The sequence below is a fragment of the Hymenobacter sp. M1-2 genome, from assembly GCF_057808495.1.
Genome location: NZ_JBTYZO010000001.1, coordinates 109227 through 127110 on the forward strand (window position 1 = coordinate 109227; position 17884 = coordinate 127110).

The 17884-nt window shown below is 58.3% G+C and carries 21 protein-coding genes; 11 read left to right on the forward strand and 10 right to left on the reverse strand.

Annotated elements, in window-relative coordinates; translation table 11 throughout:
* Positions 1-103 precede the first annotated feature (103 nt).
* From ACYSMN_RS00475 to ACYSMN_RS00485, 3 genes are all read right to left on the reverse strand, one after another.
* A complete protein-coding gene (locus ACYSMN_RS00475; protein ID WP_488921860.1) occupies positions 104-1024 on the reverse strand; it encodes a DUF3667 domain-containing protein in 921 nt (306 codons plus the stop codon).
* A gap of 313 nt (positions 1025-1337) precedes the next feature.
* Positions 1338-2033, reverse strand: a complete 696-nt coding sequence (locus ACYSMN_RS00480; RefSeq protein ID WP_488921861.1) for a hypothetical protein — start codon at positions 2031-2033, stop codon at positions 1338-1340.
* Between the two features lie 66 nt (positions 2034-2099).
* On the reverse strand, positions 2100-2357 hold the full coding sequence (locus tag ACYSMN_RS00485) for a hypothetical protein (RefSeq protein ID WP_488921862.1): 258 nt from the start codon (positions 2355-2357) through the stop codon (positions 2100-2102).
* A gap of 396 nt (positions 2358-2753) precedes the next feature.
* Here ACYSMN_RS00485 and ACYSMN_RS00490 point away from each other — a divergent pair, with 396 nt between their 5' ends.
* On the forward strand, positions 2754-3503 hold the full coding sequence (locus ACYSMN_RS00490; protein WP_488921863.1) for an OBAP family protein: 750 nt from the start codon (positions 2754-2756) through the stop codon (positions 3501-3503).
* Between the two features lie 239 nt (positions 3504-3742).
* Here the strand turns inward: ACYSMN_RS00490 and ACYSMN_RS00495 are convergent, their stop codons facing one another.
* From ACYSMN_RS00495 to ACYSMN_RS00510, 4 genes are all read right to left on the reverse strand, one after another.
* Positions 3743-3928 carry a hypothetical protein gene (locus ACYSMN_RS00495; RefSeq protein ID WP_488921864.1) on the reverse strand — a complete coding sequence of 62 codons (186 nt, stop codon included), beginning with the start codon at positions 3926-3928 and terminating at the stop codon, positions 3743-3745.
* A gap of 193 nt (positions 3929-4121) precedes the next feature.
* Positions 4122-4586, reverse strand: a complete 465-nt coding sequence (locus tag ACYSMN_RS00500) for a hypothetical protein (protein ID WP_488921865.1) — start codon at positions 4584-4586, stop codon at positions 4122-4124.
* Between the two features lie 246 nt (positions 4587-4832).
* A complete protein-coding gene (locus ACYSMN_RS00505) occupies positions 4833-5399 on the reverse strand; it encodes a 2'-5' RNA ligase family protein (RefSeq protein ID WP_488921866.1) in 567 nt (188 codons plus the stop codon).
* Between the two features lie 6 nt (positions 5400-5405).
* Positions 5406-5978, reverse strand: a complete 573-nt coding sequence (locus tag ACYSMN_RS00510; RefSeq protein ID WP_488921867.1) for a DUF1572 family protein — start codon at positions 5976-5978, stop codon at positions 5406-5408.
* Positions 5979-6158: 180 nt separating this feature from the next.
* On the opposite strand from ACYSMN_RS00510, the gene ACYSMN_RS00515 reads away from it, so the two are divergent.
* From ACYSMN_RS00515 to ACYSMN_RS00525, 3 genes are all read left to right on the forward strand, one after another.
* Entirely contained in the window at positions 6159-8321 is a 2163-nt protein-coding gene (locus ACYSMN_RS00515) for a hypothetical protein (RefSeq protein ID WP_488921868.1), read from the forward strand.
* 264 nt (positions 8322-8585) lie between these two features.
* Positions 8586-8948, forward strand: coding sequence for a hypothetical protein (locus tag ACYSMN_RS00520; RefSeq protein WP_488921869.1), 363 nt, complete (start codon positions 8586-8588; stop codon positions 8946-8948).
* Between the two features lie 13 nt (positions 8949-8961).
* The gene (locus ACYSMN_RS00525; protein ID WP_488921870.1) at positions 8962-9498 is read left to right on the forward strand and encodes a PAS domain-containing protein; all 537 of its coding nucleotides are present in this window, start codon (positions 8962-8964) and stop codon (positions 9496-9498) included.
* 27 nt (positions 9499-9525) lie between these two features.
* Here the strand turns inward: ACYSMN_RS00525 and ACYSMN_RS00530 are convergent, their stop codons facing one another.
* Positions 9526-9930, reverse strand: coding sequence for a hypothetical protein (locus tag ACYSMN_RS00530; protein ID WP_488921871.1), 405 nt, complete (start codon positions 9928-9930; stop codon positions 9526-9528).
* A 195-nt stretch (positions 9931-10125) separates the two neighbouring features.
* Here ACYSMN_RS00530 and ACYSMN_RS00535 point away from each other — a divergent pair, with 195 nt between their 5' ends.
* On the forward strand, positions 10126-10299 hold the full coding sequence (locus tag ACYSMN_RS00535; RefSeq protein ID WP_488921872.1) for a DUF2256 domain-containing protein: 174 nt from the start codon (positions 10126-10128) through the stop codon (positions 10297-10299).
* A gap of 72 nt (positions 10300-10371) precedes the next feature.
* The gene (locus tag ACYSMN_RS00540) at positions 10372-12003 is read left to right on the forward strand and encodes an amidase (RefSeq protein WP_488921873.1); all 1632 of its coding nucleotides are present in this window, start codon (positions 10372-10374) and stop codon (positions 12001-12003) included.
* Positions 12004-12114: 111 nt separating this feature from the next.
* Here ACYSMN_RS00540 and ACYSMN_RS00545 read toward each other — a convergent pair whose 3' ends face one another.
* Both ACYSMN_RS00545 and ACYSMN_RS00550 read right to left on the reverse strand, forming a co-directional pair.
* Positions 12115-12354 (reverse strand): hypothetical protein, encoded by a 240-nt coding sequence (locus ACYSMN_RS00545; protein WP_488921874.1) that lies wholly within the window; start codon positions 12352-12354, stop codon positions 12115-12117.
* Between the two features lie 173 nt (positions 12355-12527).
* The gene (locus ACYSMN_RS00550; protein ID WP_488921875.1) at positions 12528-13076 is read right to left on the reverse strand and encodes a hypothetical protein; all 549 of its coding nucleotides are present in this window, start codon (positions 13074-13076) and stop codon (positions 12528-12530) included.
* Between the two features lie 124 nt (positions 13077-13200).
* Here ACYSMN_RS00550 and ACYSMN_RS00555 point away from each other — a divergent pair, with 124 nt between their 5' ends.
* The 5 genes from ACYSMN_RS00555 to ACYSMN_RS00575 all read left to right on the forward strand — a co-directional run bounded on the left by ACYSMN_RS00555 (position 13201) and on the right by ACYSMN_RS00575 (position 17780).
* Entirely contained in the window at positions 13201-13800 is a 600-nt protein-coding gene (locus tag ACYSMN_RS00555) for a Uma2 family endonuclease (RefSeq protein ID WP_488921876.1), read from the forward strand.
* Positions 13801-14144: 344 nt separating this feature from the next.
* Positions 14145-14402, forward strand: coding sequence for a DnaJ domain-containing protein (locus ACYSMN_RS00560; protein WP_488921877.1), 258 nt, complete (start codon positions 14145-14147; stop codon positions 14400-14402).
* Between the two features lie 363 nt (positions 14403-14765).
* A complete protein-coding gene (locus ACYSMN_RS00565; protein ID WP_488922165.1) occupies positions 14766-14951 on the forward strand; it encodes an SH3 domain-containing protein in 186 nt (61 codons plus the stop codon).
* Between the two features lie 100 nt (positions 14952-15051).
* Positions 15052-16983, forward strand: coding sequence for an ABC-F family ATP-binding cassette domain-containing protein (locus tag ACYSMN_RS00570; RefSeq protein ID WP_488921878.1), 1932 nt, complete (start codon positions 15052-15054; stop codon positions 16981-16983).
* Between the two features lie 191 nt (positions 16984-17174).
* Complete coding sequence (locus ACYSMN_RS00575) at positions 17175-17780, forward strand: REP-associated tyrosine transposase (protein ID WP_488921879.1); 606 nt, start codon at positions 17175-17177, stop codon at positions 17778-17780.
* The last annotated feature ends 104 nt before the right edge of the window (positions 17781-17884 follow it).

Consider the following 17884-nt stretch of genomic DNA (forward strand, 5'->3'; position numbering starts at 1 on the left):
GCCTTTGTCCTTCCGACACAGGAGGAATCGGAAGTTAATTACTCCAACGGCTTCCCTCAGATGCCTCCTGCGTCGGAAGGACAGACCCTATTTGGATAGCCTCCTAGTGCCGGGCCGGCGCCGCGGCCGGCTTGGGTGCCGACTTGGCTTGCGTCTGCGTCTGCGCGCGTCGCTGCTGCGCATTTTGCTTGATAGTGTTCCAGTTCAGCGCTATCATAAGTATGCCTGCCAGGAAGCTTGGCAATACAAGGCCGAGCACGAACGGGAAAAAGCCCCGGATCAACCGCCCAGCCAGGCTCAGGCCGGTGTGCGCCAGCAAAGTACTGTAAGCCCAGGTGGCATAGCTGAGCGACAAGATGCTGACCACAAAGGTAATCTGCTGGATTTGGGGAGTGCCGGAGTAGAAGTACGCTATTGGCAGCGAGAATAGCGTCAGGGCATTGCATACGGCCGTGACAAAGGCGGCAATGACCAAGCACTCGGCGTAGTTATAGCCGCCGCGGCGCAGAAACAGGCGCACGAAGCCGGCAATAACCGGCACCAGCGCCACGTAGACCCAGCTCATATACTTGCCCATGAACTCAGCCATGGATCTTTGCATCTGGTATGCCGCCTCGGGCATGGCCGGGTCGCGGGGCGGCAGCATGTCGATGTGGAGTATCGAGGAAAGAAAGGCGAACGTACCCGTCACGACCAGCAGCAGCGAGAGGGGCCGGAAATGGTCGATGCGCTGCCCGGCCAGGTAAGCGCGGATGGTGGGGCCGGGGCGGGTGACGATGGTGCGCAGCGAGTACAAGATGCCCTTGTCGACGTGCCAGACCGAGTGCGGAATGTCGTGCAGCATGTGGGCCATCGTCAGGCGGTGCGTGTGGTGGGCATCCTGGCCGCAGCGGCTACAGAAACGTTCTGGTACGAGAGCCGCGCAGTTGAGGCAGGTTGTGGCCGCGTGGGCTTCCGCCGGGGTGTGGGCCGTGTGGGCCGGCTCGGGAGCAAGCAGAGTGTGCGAAGTAGAAGTTTGCTGCATAATAGGTAGTGGCATGGAGGGCTGTAGCGGAAAGTTACGCATTCCACTGTAGGCAACAAAACGCCCGCCGCTAGATGTAGCGGCGGGCGCGTGTGTGTGCAAGCCAAGCACTTGCTAAGCCGCGTTGCGACGTAGCCGCGTAGCGGCACCAGGCTTGTAGCAAACCAGACCTAGCACGACCCCGCGCCGCGTAGCGGTGCCAGAGACGCCCGCCAATCTGGCACCGCTACGCGGCGCTACTCCCTGAACCGACCAAAAGCTACCAACCTGGCGCCGCTACGCGGCTACCCCGCAGCTTGGGTTTGCCGGGCCATTACTGCGGCGCCGGCTCATCTGTCTTCTTCGGCTTCTTGAAGAAGCGCGGATCATAGAGCGCCTTCACGGCTTCCGGCTCGTCGATGTGCAGCTTCACCTGGTCCAGCAGATTCAGCTTGAGCTGGCGGGCGGCGGCTTTGCGCAGCTTCTTTTCCTGCTGGCTGTCGCCCTGCACCTCGCCTTTGGCCTCGGTCTGCGTCTCGCGGGCTTCGGTGAGGGCCGTTTGCAGCGCGGCGGCCCGGTCGGCGAGAGGCTGGCCGAGGTCGGCTTTGTACTGGGCCGTGAGGTCGGCCACGCGCTGGAGCAGGGTGGGCAGCGTGAGCAGCGTAACATTGCTGTACTCCTTGCGGCCCTTCGGCAGAAACGCCGCGATAGCCTCCACATTGGGCTTTTTGCGCTTGAAGATGTACTCCACATCCACCAGTAGCTCGTTTTTAGCGAAGCTCTTGAACTCCGCCAGCAGCTTGTCTACGGTATCGGTTTTGCCGAGTCGTTCGCCTACGGTGCCGTCTTGCTCGCCGAGCAGGGCCTTGTAACCATCATAGTGGGGCTGGAGGCTGGCAATCATGGCCGTGTACCGGTCGTCCTGGTTCTGGCTGCTGAGCCGGGCCAGATGGCCCTGCATGAGGTCACGGAAATCTTCACGGGCGATGCTTTTGACCGCAAATGGGTTTTTGAGAAAAGGCAAGAACATGGTAGAATGAGAAAAAAGATTGAAAAGTATTCTGGAATATAGAGATAAATACCATGTACAGCTGAGCTATTTTGTCTCCGCGACCGAAGCTAGAAAGCTTGCCTCACGATTCATCGTGAAGCCACTTAGCACGTGCAGGATAGCCTCACGATGAATCGTGACGTTGGTTTTCACGCGCAGAATGGTCTCACGACTCATCGTGACACTGGTTTTCATGCGCAGAATAGCCTCACGATTCATCGTGACACTGGTTTTCACGCGCAGGATGGTGTCACGATGAATCGTGAAGCGGGTTAGCGGCCGTAGAGTGGGTCCACGATCCATCGTGACACTGGTTTTGGCGAACGTCCGCAGGGGTACAAAAGCCTTCGTACAACGACAGCCCCGGAGGGGCGACATATCGGTAGCAACGGCCAGCGCAAAAAGGGCAAAAGCCCCGTAGGGGCGACACCGGCACCGCTCGAATGCCGCCCCTACGGGGCTTCCCGCTTCATTAGGTTGAATGATTACTACCGATATGTCGCCCCTCCGGGGCTATGCGTACCAAGCCCGCCGCCATGTGAGCCAGTCCCGCCAGCGCACAAGAGCACTATGGGTAGGGGTGAGCTTGGCCGGTCCATTTTCTTTGTTGAGTATAGAAGCGCCACCTAGGTATTCCCAGCTCCTCCATAACGACCCGGCGCTGCCCGGCGTAAGCAGAAGCCCACTAGTTCTGCTCCTATGCTTCGCTCTTCCCTGCTGCTCAGCGCCGCGCTGCTGCTGGCCGCCTCCTGCGGCGACCAAAACACCAAGTCTCCCGTGCAGGCCCCCGGCACCGAGAAATCCACCAAAACCACCGTCCTCGAAGCTGGCGCCGATGTGCTGCAAGGCAAGGCCCCGCTGCGCCAGCTCGACATCTACCTCGACGGCTTCCACTTCTACAACGGCAACATGAAAGGCCAGATGGAAGCCCACCACTTTTGCCAAAAACTCAACGAAGACGTTACGCAGTGCGTGATTTACGACGGCAACGGGGCGGGCGCCAAAATCATGGGCATCGAGTACATCGTGTCGCGGCGGCTGTTTGAGAAGCTGCCCGAAGCCGAAAAGAAGCTCTGGCACAGCCACAGCCACGAGGTGAAATCGGGGACGCTGGTGGCGCCCGGCCTGCCCGACGTGGCTGAGCACGAGCTGATGGAGCAAATCGTGAGCACCTACGGCAAAACCCTGCACACCTGGCACACCGACCGCGACAAAGAGCTGCCCTACGGCGGCCCACAGCTCATGATGGGCTTCACCCAAGACGGCCAGATTGATACCGGCATGGTCAACCAGCGCGACCGGCGCCTAAGCATCTCCAGCGCCGAAAAGCGCCGCCAGCGCGCCGACATCCAGGCCCCGCCCGTGCTGCCCGGCGCCAATGCCTGGGAGAAAGGGGAGGTGCGCCAGTTTGAAATCGTGGACCACGCCTCCGCCGCTCACGCCCACTAGGCAGTAGCGCGAAGCTCCAGCTTCACGCACGAGCGGAGCGAGTATCCGGCAGAGCGCCAGTTGAGCACAGTAGCGCGAAGCTCCAGCTTCGCGCATCGTTGCTGAGGTTGAACGACTGGAACCGCGCCAACGCTTGTCGTTCAACGATGCGCGAAGCTGGAGCTTCGCGCTACGGCCCGGCCGCGTAGGAACTCGCTTTGCTCGTCGCGGAACAGATTTCCGCGCTACGGGGGGCGCCTTTACTTGGGGCCGGCGAAAGTGATGCGGAAGGAATCCAGCTGCTGGCGCAGCACCAGAATCACCGCTTTGTGGCTCTGTTGGGCATCGGCCTTGCTTTCCAGCTCCAGTAGGCGCGCGTGCATCTGCTCCAGAAAATCTTCCTGGGAGAAACGAGGGCCGCGGCGCGGATTGGATGCAGTAACCATAAAGTGGCTCAGCCGAAAACTAGAAAACCTATTTCTGTCCTTGTAAAGCAGGAATCTGAAGAAACTAACTGACGAGCTAGCCGCGAAAGAGACGCAAGATAAGGAGCCCAGGAATTAATCAATGGAAATGCAAAAAGAGCCATCCTCACGGACGAGGATGGCTCTTTTTACCAGAGGGTTTAACATCCGGCAGCTATATACGAAACAGCGGCCGTGCTGGGTTCCAGATGCCCCACGGAATCATGAGCAGCACCAGTAAGATGGCAATGCTGAACCAGATGAAAGCTTTCTTGTGCTTGAGCACCGAGTCGGAGGCTTTTTTGGAGAGCGTGCGGCCCACCTGCGCCGCTACCACGGCCAGCAACATGCCCGTTAAGTGCTCTACGCCCCAAAAACGGCCCACCGGATCTTTCATGACGGCCCCGCCAGCTGTTTCAAAAGCTTTCAGGCCGAAAGGACTCAGGCCCAGGTATAGAATAAGGCCCAGCAACAGCTGCAAGTGCATGGACCCCACGAAAGCGGCTCCCATGCCATTGTCGGCACCCACCCAGGCGCGGCGGCCTTGCCAACCGCCAAAAGCGCGAAACAAGGCAATCAGGCCAAAAACAACGACGAGCCAGCGCGACCAGGAGTGCAGCAGCAGTACGATTTGGTACATAAGCAGAAGAGGAGAAGGTTGATGAAACGAAGCAAAGGTCGTGGCTGCCGCCGATATATCTTGCTTACGCGAAAGAGCCTTTAAAAACTAGAACTAGCTCCCCTCCTTGGAAAGGAGGGGAGCTAGCTTTAATTCTATACTTTACAAGGTCAGCACGCGAGATGCTTCCTTCGTCTGCATGACGAGGTAAACAACGGCAGCACGCCAGATGCTTCGGCTACTGCCTCTGCATGACGGTAAGACCCATCAAAACAGCATCGGCGCTTTATCCCGCTTGTGCCCTTCGAAGGCAAACTGCTTTTCGGGCACGAATTTCTCGCCGGCCTGCCGCAGAATGGTGATGTTGTTGATGGTGAGCTTGAGGTTGAAAGTTTCTTTGTTGAGGTATTGCAGCACCGGGCCCAGCACTTCGGGCGTGGTATCGTGCAGGGCCAGCGAAATGTGCGGCATCCAGCAATCGGGCGCGCTGAATTTGTCGGTGCGCAAACACAGGGGCGCCGTGGCCTTCAAAATGCGCAAGTGCAGTTTGTTGAGCATTTCTGAGCGCAACACCGGAATGTAAATCACTGGGTTGGGTCCCGGAAACAGCCCTAGGCCGGTAGTGAAAGCCGTGAACGGCGCCGTGTGCTGGGCCACGTCGCGCAACACCTGATTCAGGGCCGAGAGCTTGCGCACCCCCGCTAGTTGGTAGGTGATGTGCGGATCGGGCGTGGCCTGCACGTCGTCGAGCCCGAATTCCAGCTCCAGGCTCTTGATGATGCGGTTGATTCGCTCCGCGCTATGCGGGTTCAGGACGGACGTTATAGCGAGCATCGGGCCTTACACTACGGCGTTGGCTGCGGGCTGAGCGCCGCGCACCTGACTGGTAAACTGTTCGCTCTGCCCGCGCGGCACGCTCAGGTTCTGCCAGGCGGTACCGCGCAGCTGCTTGGCCAGCTGCACTATCTGGCCCACGTGGTAGGCGTAGTGTGCCACCTGTCGCTGCACCGCCGTCAGCACCGTATGCGCCTCCCCCCGAATCGTGACCATGCGTAGCAGGTCCGCCGGCTGTAGGGTATCGAGCAAGTCGAAGAGGATGTTCCAAGCCGGGTCCCACTGCGCTTGCAGGTCAGCTATGGCCTCGGCCGCAGTGGGCTCCACGAATTCCAAGTCGCGTCGGCGGTTGGGTTTTTCACCGTCGGTGGTGAGGAAATCGGTGAAGCGGGAGCGGAGGTTGCCTACCATGTGCTGCACAATAACGGCGAGGCTGTTGCTTTCCGGGGCCGGCACGTACAGCCAGTCGGCGGGACTAAGCTGGGCCAGGGCGCGGTCGGCGAGGCTTTTGTAGCTGCGGAAGTTGTGGCGGAAAGAAGCCAGCAGGGCTTCGGCCAGCGCATTAGGCTCGGAGTGCATAGGAGAAACAGTAGAAAATCGACAGAACGGCCCCTAAGGTAGAAGTTCCGGCTTTACCCGGCTCCGCGTACCAACGTAGTAAGGGCGGTAAAGGTAGTGTGAGCGGTAAAGAAGCAAAATGAAGCAGCAAATCAGACCTAGCTAGATGCTTTACCGTAAGGGTAGAGCCATTGTTTTTCCGTGCCCAAGTCCGCTCCACCTTCCACCGTCGCTCCATCCCACAACACGCCCCGCCGCTGGCTGAAATGGCTATTGCTGCCCTTGCTGGTGCTACTGCTGGCCGCCGTGGTGGGCGTGCTGTTCTTCCTCGACCCCTGGCTGCGCCGCACCTTGGAAAAGCAGGTATCTACGGCCAGCCGCGGCCGCTATGAGCTGCGCATCCGACAACTGCACACCCGACTCCTGGCCGGCTCCATCACGCTACGCGGCGTGCAGCTGCTCACTGCTACCGCCCCCGATACTGCCGCCCTGCCCGACCTGCGCCTCGACCTAGGTGAGCTGCGGATAACGGGAATAGGCCTCGTGGCGGCGCTACGGCGGCAAGTGGTGCCCATAGAAAGCATTGTCCTCGACTCCGTGAACCTGCGACTCGGCGGCCTACCCACGGCTTCCAAAGAAAACAAGCCACTCCACGCGCGGCTCCCGCTAGGGCTGCCTGGTTTGCATGTCCAGAACCTCCGCTTACGCAACGTGCGGGCGCGCTATGGCTCCCTACTCCGAACTGAAGCCCAGTTGAGCCACGCCGCGTTGTCGATCCACGACATCCTGCTCAGTGCCGCCGGGGCCGCCGATACCACCCGCCTAGCTTATGCCAAGCAGGTAGCGTTTCAGATGGATGACGTGTTGGCGCGGGTTCCTGGCCACGTGGTGCGGCTACGGCACGGCTCGTTTTCTTCTGATTCTGGCCGGCTGGCGCTACGGTGGCTGCGAGTGGCGCCGTTGCAAGCCATTAGCAACCAGCGTACCCGCGCTGCCCGCTTCGACATGGCCCTACCCTGGCTGGAACTGCGCGGGCTGCGGGCGGCGCGGCTGGCGCGGGGCACCCTGCACGCCGACTCCCTGCTGCTGCGCACGCCGGCCTTGGCCCTAACGTTGCCCGCCGTTCCGCCGCCGCCGCCTCATAAATTGCTGGCGCCCTATCTGCCGCACGTGCGCCTAGCCGGGCTGCGCCTCACGGGTGGCCGCCTGCGCATCGCCGATCAACAATGGGAGCCTGCCGCGCAGGATATCCGCCTCACGGCTTCTTCTGTTCATCTTACCGCCCAGACCTACAATGCTCCCGGCTACCTCTACCACGCCCGCGCCTGGACGCTGCGCACGGGCCGGGCCCGCGTCCTGCTTGATCCACCCTACTACCACCTCACCACGGCGGCGGTGCGGGCCGATACGCGGCGGGGCGAGTTGGCGCTGCGCACCGTGCGGCTGGCGCCCACGATGTCGGTGGCGGAGCTGGCCCGGCTTAAAGGGCACCAGGCGGCGCACGTGACGCTCCAACTGCCGCAGTTTCGCGTACGAGGCCTCAACTTCGCGGCCCTACTGCGGCGGGGCAGTGTGCTGGCTCAGCAACTGGAAATCCGCGACGGGCAAATCGTCACCAGCAGCGACGGACGGTTCCCCATCAACCCGCAACGCTCCGTAGCTACCCCCGACGCCATTGGGCGGCTGCCGTTTCGGGTGGATGTGCGCCAGGTGCGCCTCGTAAACGGTACTATCCGCATGAGTTACCGCGCGCCGCGCGGCCCACAGCCCGGCGTAATGGGCATTCAGCAGCTCACGGCCACCCTGCGCAACGTCAGCAACGACCCGCGCCGCATGAGTGCTGCCCAGCCCATGACCGGCGAGGCCACCGGCCGGCTTCAGCAGCGATGTGCGGCCCGCCTCACGTTGCGCGCCAACCTGCTCGACCCCAACGGACGACACACCCTGCAAGGCCGCTTTTCTTCGGCCCCGCTGGCTATGCTCAACCCCATGATCTTGCCCACGCGAGGCTTACGGCTGCGGAGCGGACAAATCCAGCGCATCCGGTTTCAGATGCAGCTCGATCATACGCAGGCCCAAGGCACTATGTGGGCCGAATACCAGGACCTGAAGCTGGACTTGCTCAACCGCCAAAACCAGCGCGGCGTGCTGCACCGCCTCGAAACGTCCGTCGTGAATGGTGTCTTTCTGCGTGATAATAACCCGCGCCGACCCGGCCAGCCCCTGCAAACCGGCAAAATGACCTCGCGCCGGGAGTTGCGCTACTCGGTATTCACGCTGTGGCGGCAAGGCATTGTGAGTGGTATGCTGCACAGCGCGGGAGTGCCAGCTCCTTTAGCTAGTCGGTTCAGCGAGGGAGAATAGCTGCTTCTCGTGCGGCTGATTTCAGCGGCCACGTTCTGCACGCAATTGCAACATAGCGCATACCCTGTTGTGGCAGGCTAGATGGTATTATAAGGTGCTGAAAGCTAGCGTAAACCTAGTAGGCTGCTACGAATAGGGAGAAAAGAAAGGAACTCTTTCATAATTTTAAGCCTTGGCTACAACACTCGCCACAGGTGTGGTCGGGTCTTTTTTCTCTATTGTCTGGTTTCAACCTTTAGTCGCAAGTCGCTCGTATTACCTCGTATGTCTGAACTTTTGTTTGACGTCAACTTGCAGCAGATGCCCGATGAGTACCTTAATGGTGATTGGTGCGTGGCCGACCGGGTCCTGAACCGCAATAGCCCGGACACGCCGCTGGCGCGGGCTACCACCTTCTTGCTGCGGCCGGGTACCGTGCGCGTGGAAGCGCCCCAGATGCAGGACGCCGGCCACTGGACCATGGAGCGCGACGCGCTGCTCAACCGGCCCTACCTGGAGCTCCGGCTGCTACAGGAGCACACCCGGGCCCTCATTACCCGCCTGCGCCGCTCCTCCGACGGGCAGGTTAGCCAACTTAACCTGTACTTTCAATCGGGCATGGAAATCCAGCTTGCCCGGCCCTGCTAAGCTCTTTTGTTGCATGAGTGCCACCGCTATTCCCGCCGAAGAACAGCTGCGCCGCCAGGCGCAGGAGCAGCTCCGCTTCCTCGCCGATTTCATTCCGCAGCTGGTCTGGTTCACGGACCCCACCGGGTTTCACACCTACTTCAACCAGCGCTGGACCGACTATACCGGTTACACCCTGGCCGATAGCGTGGGGCCTGACATGTGGAACAACCTGCTGCACCCCGACGACCGGCAGCGGGCCCGCGAGGTGTGGGGCCACTCCCTAGCCACCGGCGAATTCTACGAAATAGAGTACCGCTTCAAGTCGCGCGAAGGCAGCTACCGATGGTTCCTGGGCCAAGCTCAGCCCCAATTCGACGAAGCTGGCCAGATCAAGCAGTGGTACGGCACCTGCACTGACATTCACGACCAAAAACAGACCGAGTTTGCGCTTCGCAAGCGGGAGCAGGAACTGGAGCAAGCCTACAACGACCTGGAAGTGAAAGTAACCTTCCGCACTTTAGAGCTGGAGCACGAAGTTCAGGCACTCCGCCAGCGGCTGGGCGAGTAGCTTTATTCTAGTTCGCGTTTAGCGTGGCTACGTCGGGCGAAACAACAAATACTTCTCGTAAAGCTTGCCCATAGCCGTTTGTAGGTGCGCGATACCAGGGTGCCAGTAGCCCGCACAGGCTCCACCCGAAACATGCTCGCGGCCCTGGTAGCGGAGCGTGAACATGGGCCAGTCACCGTCTTCCAAGACTTCGTCGCCGATAATGTCGGTGGGCAATTCCCAGAACGGCACTTCCTCCGTTACGAGGTGAACCACGGCGGCAAAATCGTTGAGTTCAAGCAAAACGTTGAGTTCCTGCTCACGGACCAGCCATGTGTGATAGTGCAGCGTGGGTTCGGCGCCAGCTTGCCGCACCACTTGCATAATTTCGGGGCCGGGCGTGCGGCTCACGTAGTTTTCGTACTGAAAAAAGAAATCAGTAGGCAGGGACATAGAGAGTGAATAACAACTACTAACGCGGTTTCAAAGCTAATAGGAGCAAGTTTCAGAGTGAGATGCAAAAGGGCTTAGTGAATAGCTGAATGGTATTTTCTATAAACACTACCTCGCAATAGGAAGCCTTACGTAGACTGCTGAACATCAGTCACCCTTATAGGTTTGAATTCGATTTGCTTCCTTTTCTGTTCTATGCCGCCCGTTCTCGCCAAACTCACCAAAGGCAATCTGCCCACGAAAACCTGCCTTACGTGCGGGCGTCCGTTTGAGTACCGCAAAAAGTGGCGCAACTGCTGGGACGAGGTGAAGTACTGCGGCGAAAAGTGCCAGCGCAACAAGCCTAAAGCGGCATCGGTGGCGAGCTAGTGGGACGAAGATGGGCGCAAAAAATGCAGCTAAAGCCGCTTCTGCGTTCTATCTTACCCACAAAAAAAGCCGATGAACCGAAGAATATTCCTGCGCAACGGCTCCTTGGCGAGCTTGGCGCTTTCCACTTTCGCCCTCGATGCGTGTTCGTCGCAGGCGCGGCCCGAAGAAGCAAAGGCTACCGATGCCGCCACCCCGGACGCGGAGCCGTTTGCGCTGCACGAAGCCACCATCGACAGTTTGCAGGAGAAGATGCGCAGTGGCGCCCTAACCTCGCGGGCCATTACGGAGCTGTACCTCAAGCGCATTGAAGCCGTGGACCGCAACGGGCCCAAGCTGAACGCAGTTATTGAGCTGAACCCCGACGCCCTGGCGCTGGCCGACCAACTCGACCAAGAGCGCAAAGCCGGCAAGCTGCGCGGGCCGCTGCACGGCATTCCGGTGCTGGTGAAGGACAACCTCGACACGGCCGACAAGATGCAGACCACCGCCGGCTCACTGGCGCTGGTCGGGCATCGGGCCAAGCAAGACGCCTTTATTGTGGGCAAGTTGCGTGCCGCCGGGGCCGTGGTGCTGGGCAAAACTAACCTGAGCGAATGGGCCAATTTTCGCTCCACGCGCTCAACCAGCGGTTGGAGCAGCCGCGGCGGCCAAACCAAGAACCCCTACATTCTGGACCGCAGCCCTAGCGGCTCTAGTTCCGGCTCGGGTGCGGCGGTGGCCGCCAATCTCTGCGCCGTGGCCATCGGCACCGAAACCGACGGCTCGGTGGTGTCGCCAGCCTCTTGTAATGGCATCGTCGGCATCAAGCCCACAGTAGGATTACTGAGCCGCTCGGGCATCATTCCTATCTCGGCCACCCAGGACACGGCCGGCCCCATGGCCCGCACCGTCCGCGACGCGGCGCTGCTGCTAGGCGTGCTCACCGGCGAAGACCCCGCCGATACCGTGACCAAGGAAAGCGCCGGCAAGGTTCAGCCCGACTACACCAAGTTTCTGGACGCAAATGGCCTGAAAGGTAAGCGTCTTGGTGTGGAAAAAGGCCACCTTAAAGGCAACTCCGATGCCGTTGCGCTTCTGCAAGCCGCCGTGGCGCAGTTGCGGGCTCAAGGTGCTACGGTGGTGGAAGTAGAGGTGGACAAGCAGATAAATTCGCTAGGTGATGCTGAGTATGACGTGCTGCTTTACGAGTTCAAGGACGGCGTGAACAAGTACCTGGCTACGGCCGGGGCTTCGGTGAAAACCTTAGCTGATGTCATCCGCTTCAACACTGAAAACAAGGCCAAGGCCATGCCCTTTTTTCAGCAGGAAATCCTGGAGGATTCCGAGAAGCTGGAAGGCCTCACCAGCCCCAAATACCAAGCTGCCCGGCGCAAGTCTCAGGATGGAGCCCGCACGGTGCTGAACAAAGTGCTGCGCGATAACCGCCTCGACGCCATTGTGGGCGTCACGAGTGGCCCCTCCACCGGCATCGACCTCATCAACGGCGACTCCTGGAAAGGTCCTGGCTTCTCCTCACCGGCCGCTATGGCCGGCTACCCGCACGTGACGGTACCGATGGGGCAGACGCACGGCTTGCCGGTGGGCTTGTCGTTCGTGGGCGGCGCCTACCAGGAAGGACCGCTGCTGACGTTGGCTTACGCCTATGAGCAAGCCGCCAAGAAGCGCGTCGCACCGGAGTTTCGGGGGCCGTTTGTGGGGTAGCGTCGAAGTGCGTAGTTCGTTTTAGCACTTGGTAGCAAAACAAACGCCCCGGCCCGCTGAAGCATAGTTTCAGCGGGCCGGGGCGTTTGCCGCAGAATAAGAGCGAGAGACCTACTCGTCAGTGTCTTCCGACGACTCGTGCGGGGCGCGGCTGGTGCTGGAAGCCGCGCTGCCGGAGCCGCTTTCGTCGGCCGGTTCGTCTTCGTTGAGGTTCAGCTCGTAGCCGCCGGTTCCGTAGCTGGGCCGGCCACTGGACTGGCCTACTACGCCGCCGTCTTGCCGGCCTTGGGCCGCCTGGGCGCTACGGTCGTTGTCTTCGTCGGGGGTCTGGGAGGGAGGGGAAGGAGCCATGTTGATGAGTTCGTTAGAATGATGGATGAGAGGGTATACGAGTTGGAGCGCTGTATTGTGGCACGGACTTCAGTCCGTAGCCCCGGTATCCGCGCAAAACGGTGCTGTGGATTGCAACTAATTATAGGTTTGTGCTCTAGATTGGGGCTACGGACTGAAGTCCGTGCCACACATTAAGGCACGTACTGTTCCGTGAGGCTGGTAACCACGCCCTGCTTCGTTTCCACGATGAAAGGGGAGAGGCGCAGAGCATTCGGAGTTTGAGTTAGCACTTCGGCCGGGGTGGCGGAATACTGCTCCAGGCCGTTTTCGCCGCTGCGCCAGAGCGTGAGCGTAGCTTGGTCGGCGAGGCGCAGGGTGCGCAGCTCGGGGTTGTCGTTGACGATGTAGTAATCGTCGGAGACGGAGTACACGGTGTCGCCGTTCTGCACCTCTGCCACGGCGTCGCCTTTGCGGCGGGCGGCGGCTAGGGCGGCTTCGCCGTGGAGAAACTGGATGTAGTCGACGGTGAGGTAGTACTGGCCCTGCTCCTGGTAGAAGCGTCGGAGGTAGCCGTGGCTGCGGCCGGTTTCGCCCACGGTTTCGGTGGTGGAAGCTTCGCCGCGTACGGCGGCCGGTATCACCTCCCGCCCCCGCCGCCCCGCCGATTCCCGCTCGGTGCTACAGGCGGCCAGAGCAATAACCAGGGCAATTAAGAGAAGAGTAGGGAAGCAGTGTTTCATGCCTGCATGTACGGGCCAGAATGCAGCTGGTTTGTCGCCGAAGCGGCGGCTGATGCGGAAGCTAAATGGCGTAGCGCAATGAGTCTGCCGCATATCTTTACCAACCACCAGCACTTCCTCGGCTATGTCTCTGGTAACACACTTTTCCCAACTTGATCTAACCCGCTCCTACTCCTATGCCGATTACCTAACCTGGCAGTTTGACGAACGGACTGAATTATTCAGAGGAAAGGTGCGCTTGATGAGCCCCGCGTCCAAGCGAGTACATCATGAAGTTGCACGTGACATCGGACTTCCGATCATGCAGTATCTGCGGGGCAAAAGTTACGAGATGTACCACGCTCCTTTCGATGTACGTCTGAGCAAAGCTCCGCCCAACGGTGATGCCAGCATCGAAACGGTGGTGCAGCCCGATATCTGTGTCGTCTGCGACCCGCAGAAGCTGGATGAGCGCGGCTGCCTCGGCGCCCCGGACTGGATTATCGAAATCCTGAGCCCCGGCAATGTGGCGCGTGACACCAAGGAGAAGTTCGACCTCTACGAGGAAAGCGGCGTGCGCGAATACTGGATGGTAACGCCCGAGCAAAAGAACGTGGTGGTGTACCTGCTCGGGGAGGATGGCCGCTACCAGCTACGCGGCGAGTTCTACACGCCCGGCTCCATTCCCGTAGCGACGCTGCCGGAGCTGTTGATAGAATGGACGGAGGTGTTTGAGGGAGTGTAGAGGGTATACAAGTCTATATAGTAAATGGTTAACAAAAACTTGTACTAATAGCCACACTAATTTTTACAAAGCTGCTATTTTTGAGAAAGTCATAACCTATTACTTTTTTAAACATGGCATCTTGTCATACATGCGGAAAGATTGGTGCTGATTGGAGGCGTACAGTTTACATAGGAAGTTCTACCTACTTTGGTCGTTATAGGTCTAGTAGCCGAGTCAGTTACGCGGTCAGGACAGTCTGCTCCGATTGCGCGGCTTTCATGGATAGAGCATCATACAAAAGAATGGCCTTCAAATATGCACTCGCGACCATGATCCTTACAGCCTACATTATATATCGGTAGATGAAAAATTACTACGAAATACTAGGGTTAAGCGAAGCAGCGACAAAAGAAGAAATTAAGAAGGCATATAGAAAGCTTTCTGTAAAGTTTCATCCAGATAAAAATGATGGAGAACAATTCTTTGCGGATATGTTCAAAAACATAAATGAAGCGCACGAAATATTGTCTAACGATGAGAAAAAAAGAATATACGATACTAAATTCAAAAGGTATAGAGATGAAAAAAGTGAGTCGGAAAAAGATGAACTAAAAAAATAGTGGGATAAACTGCGTAGAGAGAAGTATGATCAAGAAAAGATAAGGATTGACCAGGAAAGGAGACAGCAACAGATACAGGAAGATTTAGCTAGAATTAGAGAAGAGAAAATAAATGCTCAGTCTCAAACTAAAAATGCTTACGCCACAGCGCATCAAGAATCTCATACATCAGTTACTAAAACTAGTTTAAAATCAAATGATGTATCTGAGTGGGATAAGACAAGGCGCTGGAGGCGTTTGAAGAATTTTTTGTTATTCGTGAACATTATTTTGTTCTTGTATATACTCATAGGGCCTAGAAAAACTCACTATTTTAGACCTGAAGGCACTAATGCATTCGTAACAGCGCGAAATGGATTGTACATGAGAGAAGCACCAACATCTGATAGTAAAGCTATAGCGAGTCTACCACTCTATACATATGTGACTTTGTTGGATGACAACGGTCCAATCGAGAAAATAGCAGGCAAGAAAGATAATTGGTACAAAGTACGGTGTGACTCTATTAGGGGTTGGCTCTGGGGAGGATATGTTGAGAAGCTTAGGTAAGTAGTACTATGATATGCTCGTAGCTATTGGATAGTATTTGTGTTTACGCGAAGACCGAACACGTTCAACCCCTACCTTTGCAGCTTCATAGCAAAGTAGGATGATTTCCATCAACGACCTCGATTTTCATTTCGGCTCCCGTACGCTCTACGACAAGGCCAACCTGCATATCAAGCCCAAGGATAAGATTGGCCTCATCGGGCTCAATGGCCGGGGCAAATCCACGCTGCTGCGCATTCTGGTGGGCGAATACAAGCCCGATGGCGGCAGCATCTCCATGAGCAAGGAAGTGAGCCTGGGCTTCCTGAACCAGGATTTACTCAGCTACGATTCCCACGAGCCCATTCTGACCGTGGCCATGCAGGCGTTTTCCGAGGCGCTGGAGCTGCAAAAGAAGATAGATCAGGTGCTGCTGGAGTTCGAAACCAACTACACCGATGATCTGGTGGAAAAGCTGGCCGACTTGCAGGAACGCTTCGAGGCGCTGGGCGGCTACACCATGCAGGCCCGCGCCGAAGAAATTCTCGAAGGTCTGGGCTTCACGACCGAAGAGCTGCAAAAGCCGCTGAAGCAGTTTTCGGGTGGCTGGCGCATGCGCGTGATGCTAGCCAAGATTCTGCTCCAGCAACCCTCGCTGCTGCTGCTCGACGAACCCACCAACCACTTGGACCTGCCTAGTATCAAGTGGATAGAAAACTACCTGGCCGGCTACGAGGGCGCCGTCATCATCGTGAGCCACGACCGGGAGTTTCTGGACCGCACCACCAACACCACCGTGGAAGTGACGGGCGGCAAGCTGGTGCCCTACGCCGGCAACTACAGCTACTACCTCGAAGAGAAGGAGGAGCGCAACGCTATTCAGAAAGGCGCTTTCGAGAACCAGCAGGCCCAGATCCGGCAGGCGGAGCGGTTTATTGAGCGGTTCAAGGCCAAGGCCTCGAAAGCCAAGCAGGCCCAGAGCCGGGTGAAGATGCTCGACAAGCTGGAGCGCATCGACGACGTGGCCCAGGACGATGCCAAGGTGAACATCAAGTTCGACTTCTCCGTGGTGCCCGGCCGCCACATTCTGCGCATGGAGCACGTGGGCAAGAAGTACGGTGAGAAGATGATCTTCCGCGACACCCACGTGCACATCGAGCGGGGCGATAAAATTGCCCTCATCGGCGCCAACGGCAAGGGCAAGTCCACGCTCATGCGGCTGGTGGCGGGCTCGGAGTCGCCGACGACGGGCACGCACCAGCTGGGCCACAACGTGATTATGTCGTTCTACGCCCAGCACCAGCTCGAAAGCCTACGCATCGACAACGAGATTTTACAGGAGATGGTGGAAGCCGGCTCCAAGCGCAACGAAATGGAGCTGCGCACCGTGCTAGGCTCGTTTTTGTTCACGGGCGACGAGGTGTACAAGAAAATCAAGGTGTTGAGCGGGGGCGAGAAAAGCCGCGTGGCGCTGGCTAAAACCCTCATTTCGGAGGCCAACTTCCTGCTGCTCGACGAACCGACCAACCACCTGGACATGCAGTCGGTGAACATCTTGATTCAGGCGCTGGATCAGTACGAAGGCACCTACATCGTCATCAGCCACGACCGTTTCTTCGTGGAGAACGTGGCCAACAAGATTTGGTACATCGAAGACTACCAGCTCAAGCAGTATCCTGGCACCTACAACGAGTGGGAGCAGTGGATGGAAGACCGGGAAAAAGCCGCCAAGAAAGCGGCCCTGAACGCGCCCGTTGCGCCGAAGCAGGTGAAGGAGGAGAAAAAGCAGCTTTCTAATTCGGAGCGCGAAGCCAACCAGCAAGAGCTGCGTAAAGTCAGTAAAGAGCTAAAGGAGGTAGAAACCCGCGTTACGGCGCTGGAACAGGAGCTGGCCATCTACGAAAAGCAGCTCGCCGACCCGGCCATCTACAACAATGCTGCGCAACTGAAAGACGCCACGGTGAAGTTCGAGCAGGTGAAAAAGGAGTTGGCCCGCGTGAATGACCAGTGGGAAAAGCTGGCCGAGCGGGTAGAAGTGCTGGAGAAAGTGTAGCGCGAAGCTCCAGCTTCGCGCATCGTTGCTGACTTCCGCGCCGTAACAACGCTTGTCGTTCAACGATGCGCGAAGCTGGAGCTTCGCGCTACATTCACTAACGTTGCGGAGGTTGAACGACTGGAACCGCACTGCTGCAACGTCTGTCGTTCAACGATGCGCGAAGCTGGAGCTTCGCGCTACATTCGTTTATGCTGGGCACTGACCTTATTCACTATTGGCGGAATCTGCCGCACCGCTTGCCGCCAGGGGAGAAGCTGTTCATTACGTTTCGGTTGGCCGGTTCTTTGCCGCGTATCGTGCTGGAAAAGCTGCGGGCCGAATGGGATGCTTTTCTTGATCCGACGGAAGATGCGGAGCAGACTTATGCTCGCCAGAAACGCTATTTCGGCCGCTTTGATACGCTGCTCGATAAAGCGGAGACCGGTCCGCTCTGGCTGCGAGAGGCGGTGGTTGCAACTGTCGTGAAGGACGCGCTGCATTTCTACGACGCCAAGAACTACATCCTCGTGTGTTACTGCGTCATGCCAAACCACGTGCATTTGGTGGTGACATTGCCCGATAATGTTCCGTCGTTGGCGCAGTCGTTGCAATCCATCAAAAGCTACTCGGCGGCTAGAGCCAACAAGCTACTGAGCCGCTCCGGCCAGTTCTGGCAGCGGGAAAGCTACGACCATATCGTGCGGGACGCGGAGGAAATGAAGCGCGTTATCAGCTATGTACTAGAAAATCCGGTGAAAGCGGGTTTGGTTGCGGACTGGCAGTTGTGGCCGCACACCTATTGGCACGAGCAGTAGCGCGAAGCTCCAGCTTCGCGCATCGTTGAACGACACGCGTTGTTATGGCGCGGGTGTAATCGTTCAACCTCAGCAACGATGCGCGAAGCTGGAGCTTCGCGCTA

Excerpts from the sequence above, each read along its gene's own strand:
- ACYSMN_RS00570 (WP_488921878.1), top strand. The coding sequence starts at position 15,052 with ATGATTTCCATCAACGACCTCGATTTTCATTTCGGCTCCCGTACGCTC.
- ACYSMN_RS00485 (WP_488921862.1), bottom strand. The coding sequence starts at position 2,357 with ATGGATCGTGGACCCACTCTACGGCCGCTAACCCGCTTCACGATTCAT.
- ACYSMN_RS00530 (WP_488921871.1), bottom strand. The coding sequence starts at position 9,930 with ATGTCCCTGCCTACTGATTTCTTTTTTCAGTACGAAAACTACGTGAGC.
- ACYSMN_RS00545 (WP_488921874.1), bottom strand. The coding sequence starts at position 12,354 with ATGGCTCCTTCCCCTCCCTCCCAGACCCCCGACGAAGACAACGACCGT.
- ACYSMN_RS00475 (WP_488921860.1), bottom strand. The coding sequence starts at position 1,024 with ATGCAGCAAACTTCTACTTCGCACACTCTGCTTGCTCCCGAGCCGGCC.
- ACYSMN_RS00555 (WP_488921876.1), top strand. The coding sequence starts at position 13,201 with ATGTCTCTGGTAACACACTTTTCCCAACTTGATCTAACCCGCTCCTAC.
- ACYSMN_RS00560 (WP_488921877.1), top strand. The coding sequence starts at position 14,145 with ATGAAAAATTACTACGAAATACTAGGGTTAAGCGAAGCAGCGACAAAA.
- ACYSMN_RS00480 (WP_488921861.1), bottom strand. The coding sequence starts at position 2,033 with ATGTTCTTGCCTTTTCTCAAAAACCCATTTGCGGTCAAAAGCATCGCC.
- ACYSMN_RS00490 (WP_488921863.1), top strand. The coding sequence starts at position 2,754 with ATGCTTCGCTCTTCCCTGCTGCTCAGCGCCGCGCTGCTGCTGGCCGCC.
- ACYSMN_RS00540 (WP_488921873.1), top strand. The coding sequence starts at position 10,372 with ATGAACCGAAGAATATTCCTGCGCAACGGCTCCTTGGCGAGCTTGGCG.
- ACYSMN_RS00575 (WP_488921879.1), top strand. The coding sequence starts at position 17,175 with ATGCTGGGCACTGACCTTATTCACTATTGGCGGAATCTGCCGCACCGC.
- ACYSMN_RS00550 (WP_488921875.1), bottom strand. The coding sequence starts at position 13,076 with ATGAAACACTGCTTCCCTACTCTTCTCTTAATTGCCCTGGTTATTGCT.
- ACYSMN_RS00520 (WP_488921869.1), top strand. The coding sequence starts at position 8,586 with ATGTCTGAACTTTTGTTTGACGTCAACTTGCAGCAGATGCCCGATGAG.
- ACYSMN_RS00495 (WP_488921864.1), bottom strand. The coding sequence starts at position 3,928 with ATGGTTACTGCATCCAATCCGCGCCGCGGCCCTCGTTTCTCCCAGGAA.
- ACYSMN_RS00535 (WP_488921872.1), top strand. The coding sequence starts at position 10,126 with ATGCCGCCCGTTCTCGCCAAACTCACCAAAGGCAATCTGCCCACGAAA.
- ACYSMN_RS00500 (WP_488921865.1), bottom strand. The coding sequence starts at position 4,586 with ATGTACCAAATCGTACTGCTGCTGCACTCCTGGTCGCGCTGGCTCGTC.
- ACYSMN_RS00565 (WP_488922165.1), top strand. The coding sequence starts at position 14,766 with ATGAGAGAAGCACCAACATCTGATAGTAAAGCTATAGCGAGTCTACCA.
- ACYSMN_RS00525 (WP_488921870.1), top strand. The coding sequence starts at position 8,962 with ATGAGTGCCACCGCTATTCCCGCCGAAGAACAGCTGCGCCGCCAGGCG.
- ACYSMN_RS00510 (WP_488921867.1), bottom strand. The coding sequence starts at position 5,978 with ATGCACTCCGAGCCTAATGCGCTGGCCGAAGCCCTGCTGGCTTCTTTC.
- ACYSMN_RS00505 (WP_488921866.1), bottom strand. The coding sequence starts at position 5,399 with ATGCTCGCTATAACGTCCGTCCTGAACCCGCATAGCGCGGAGCGAATC.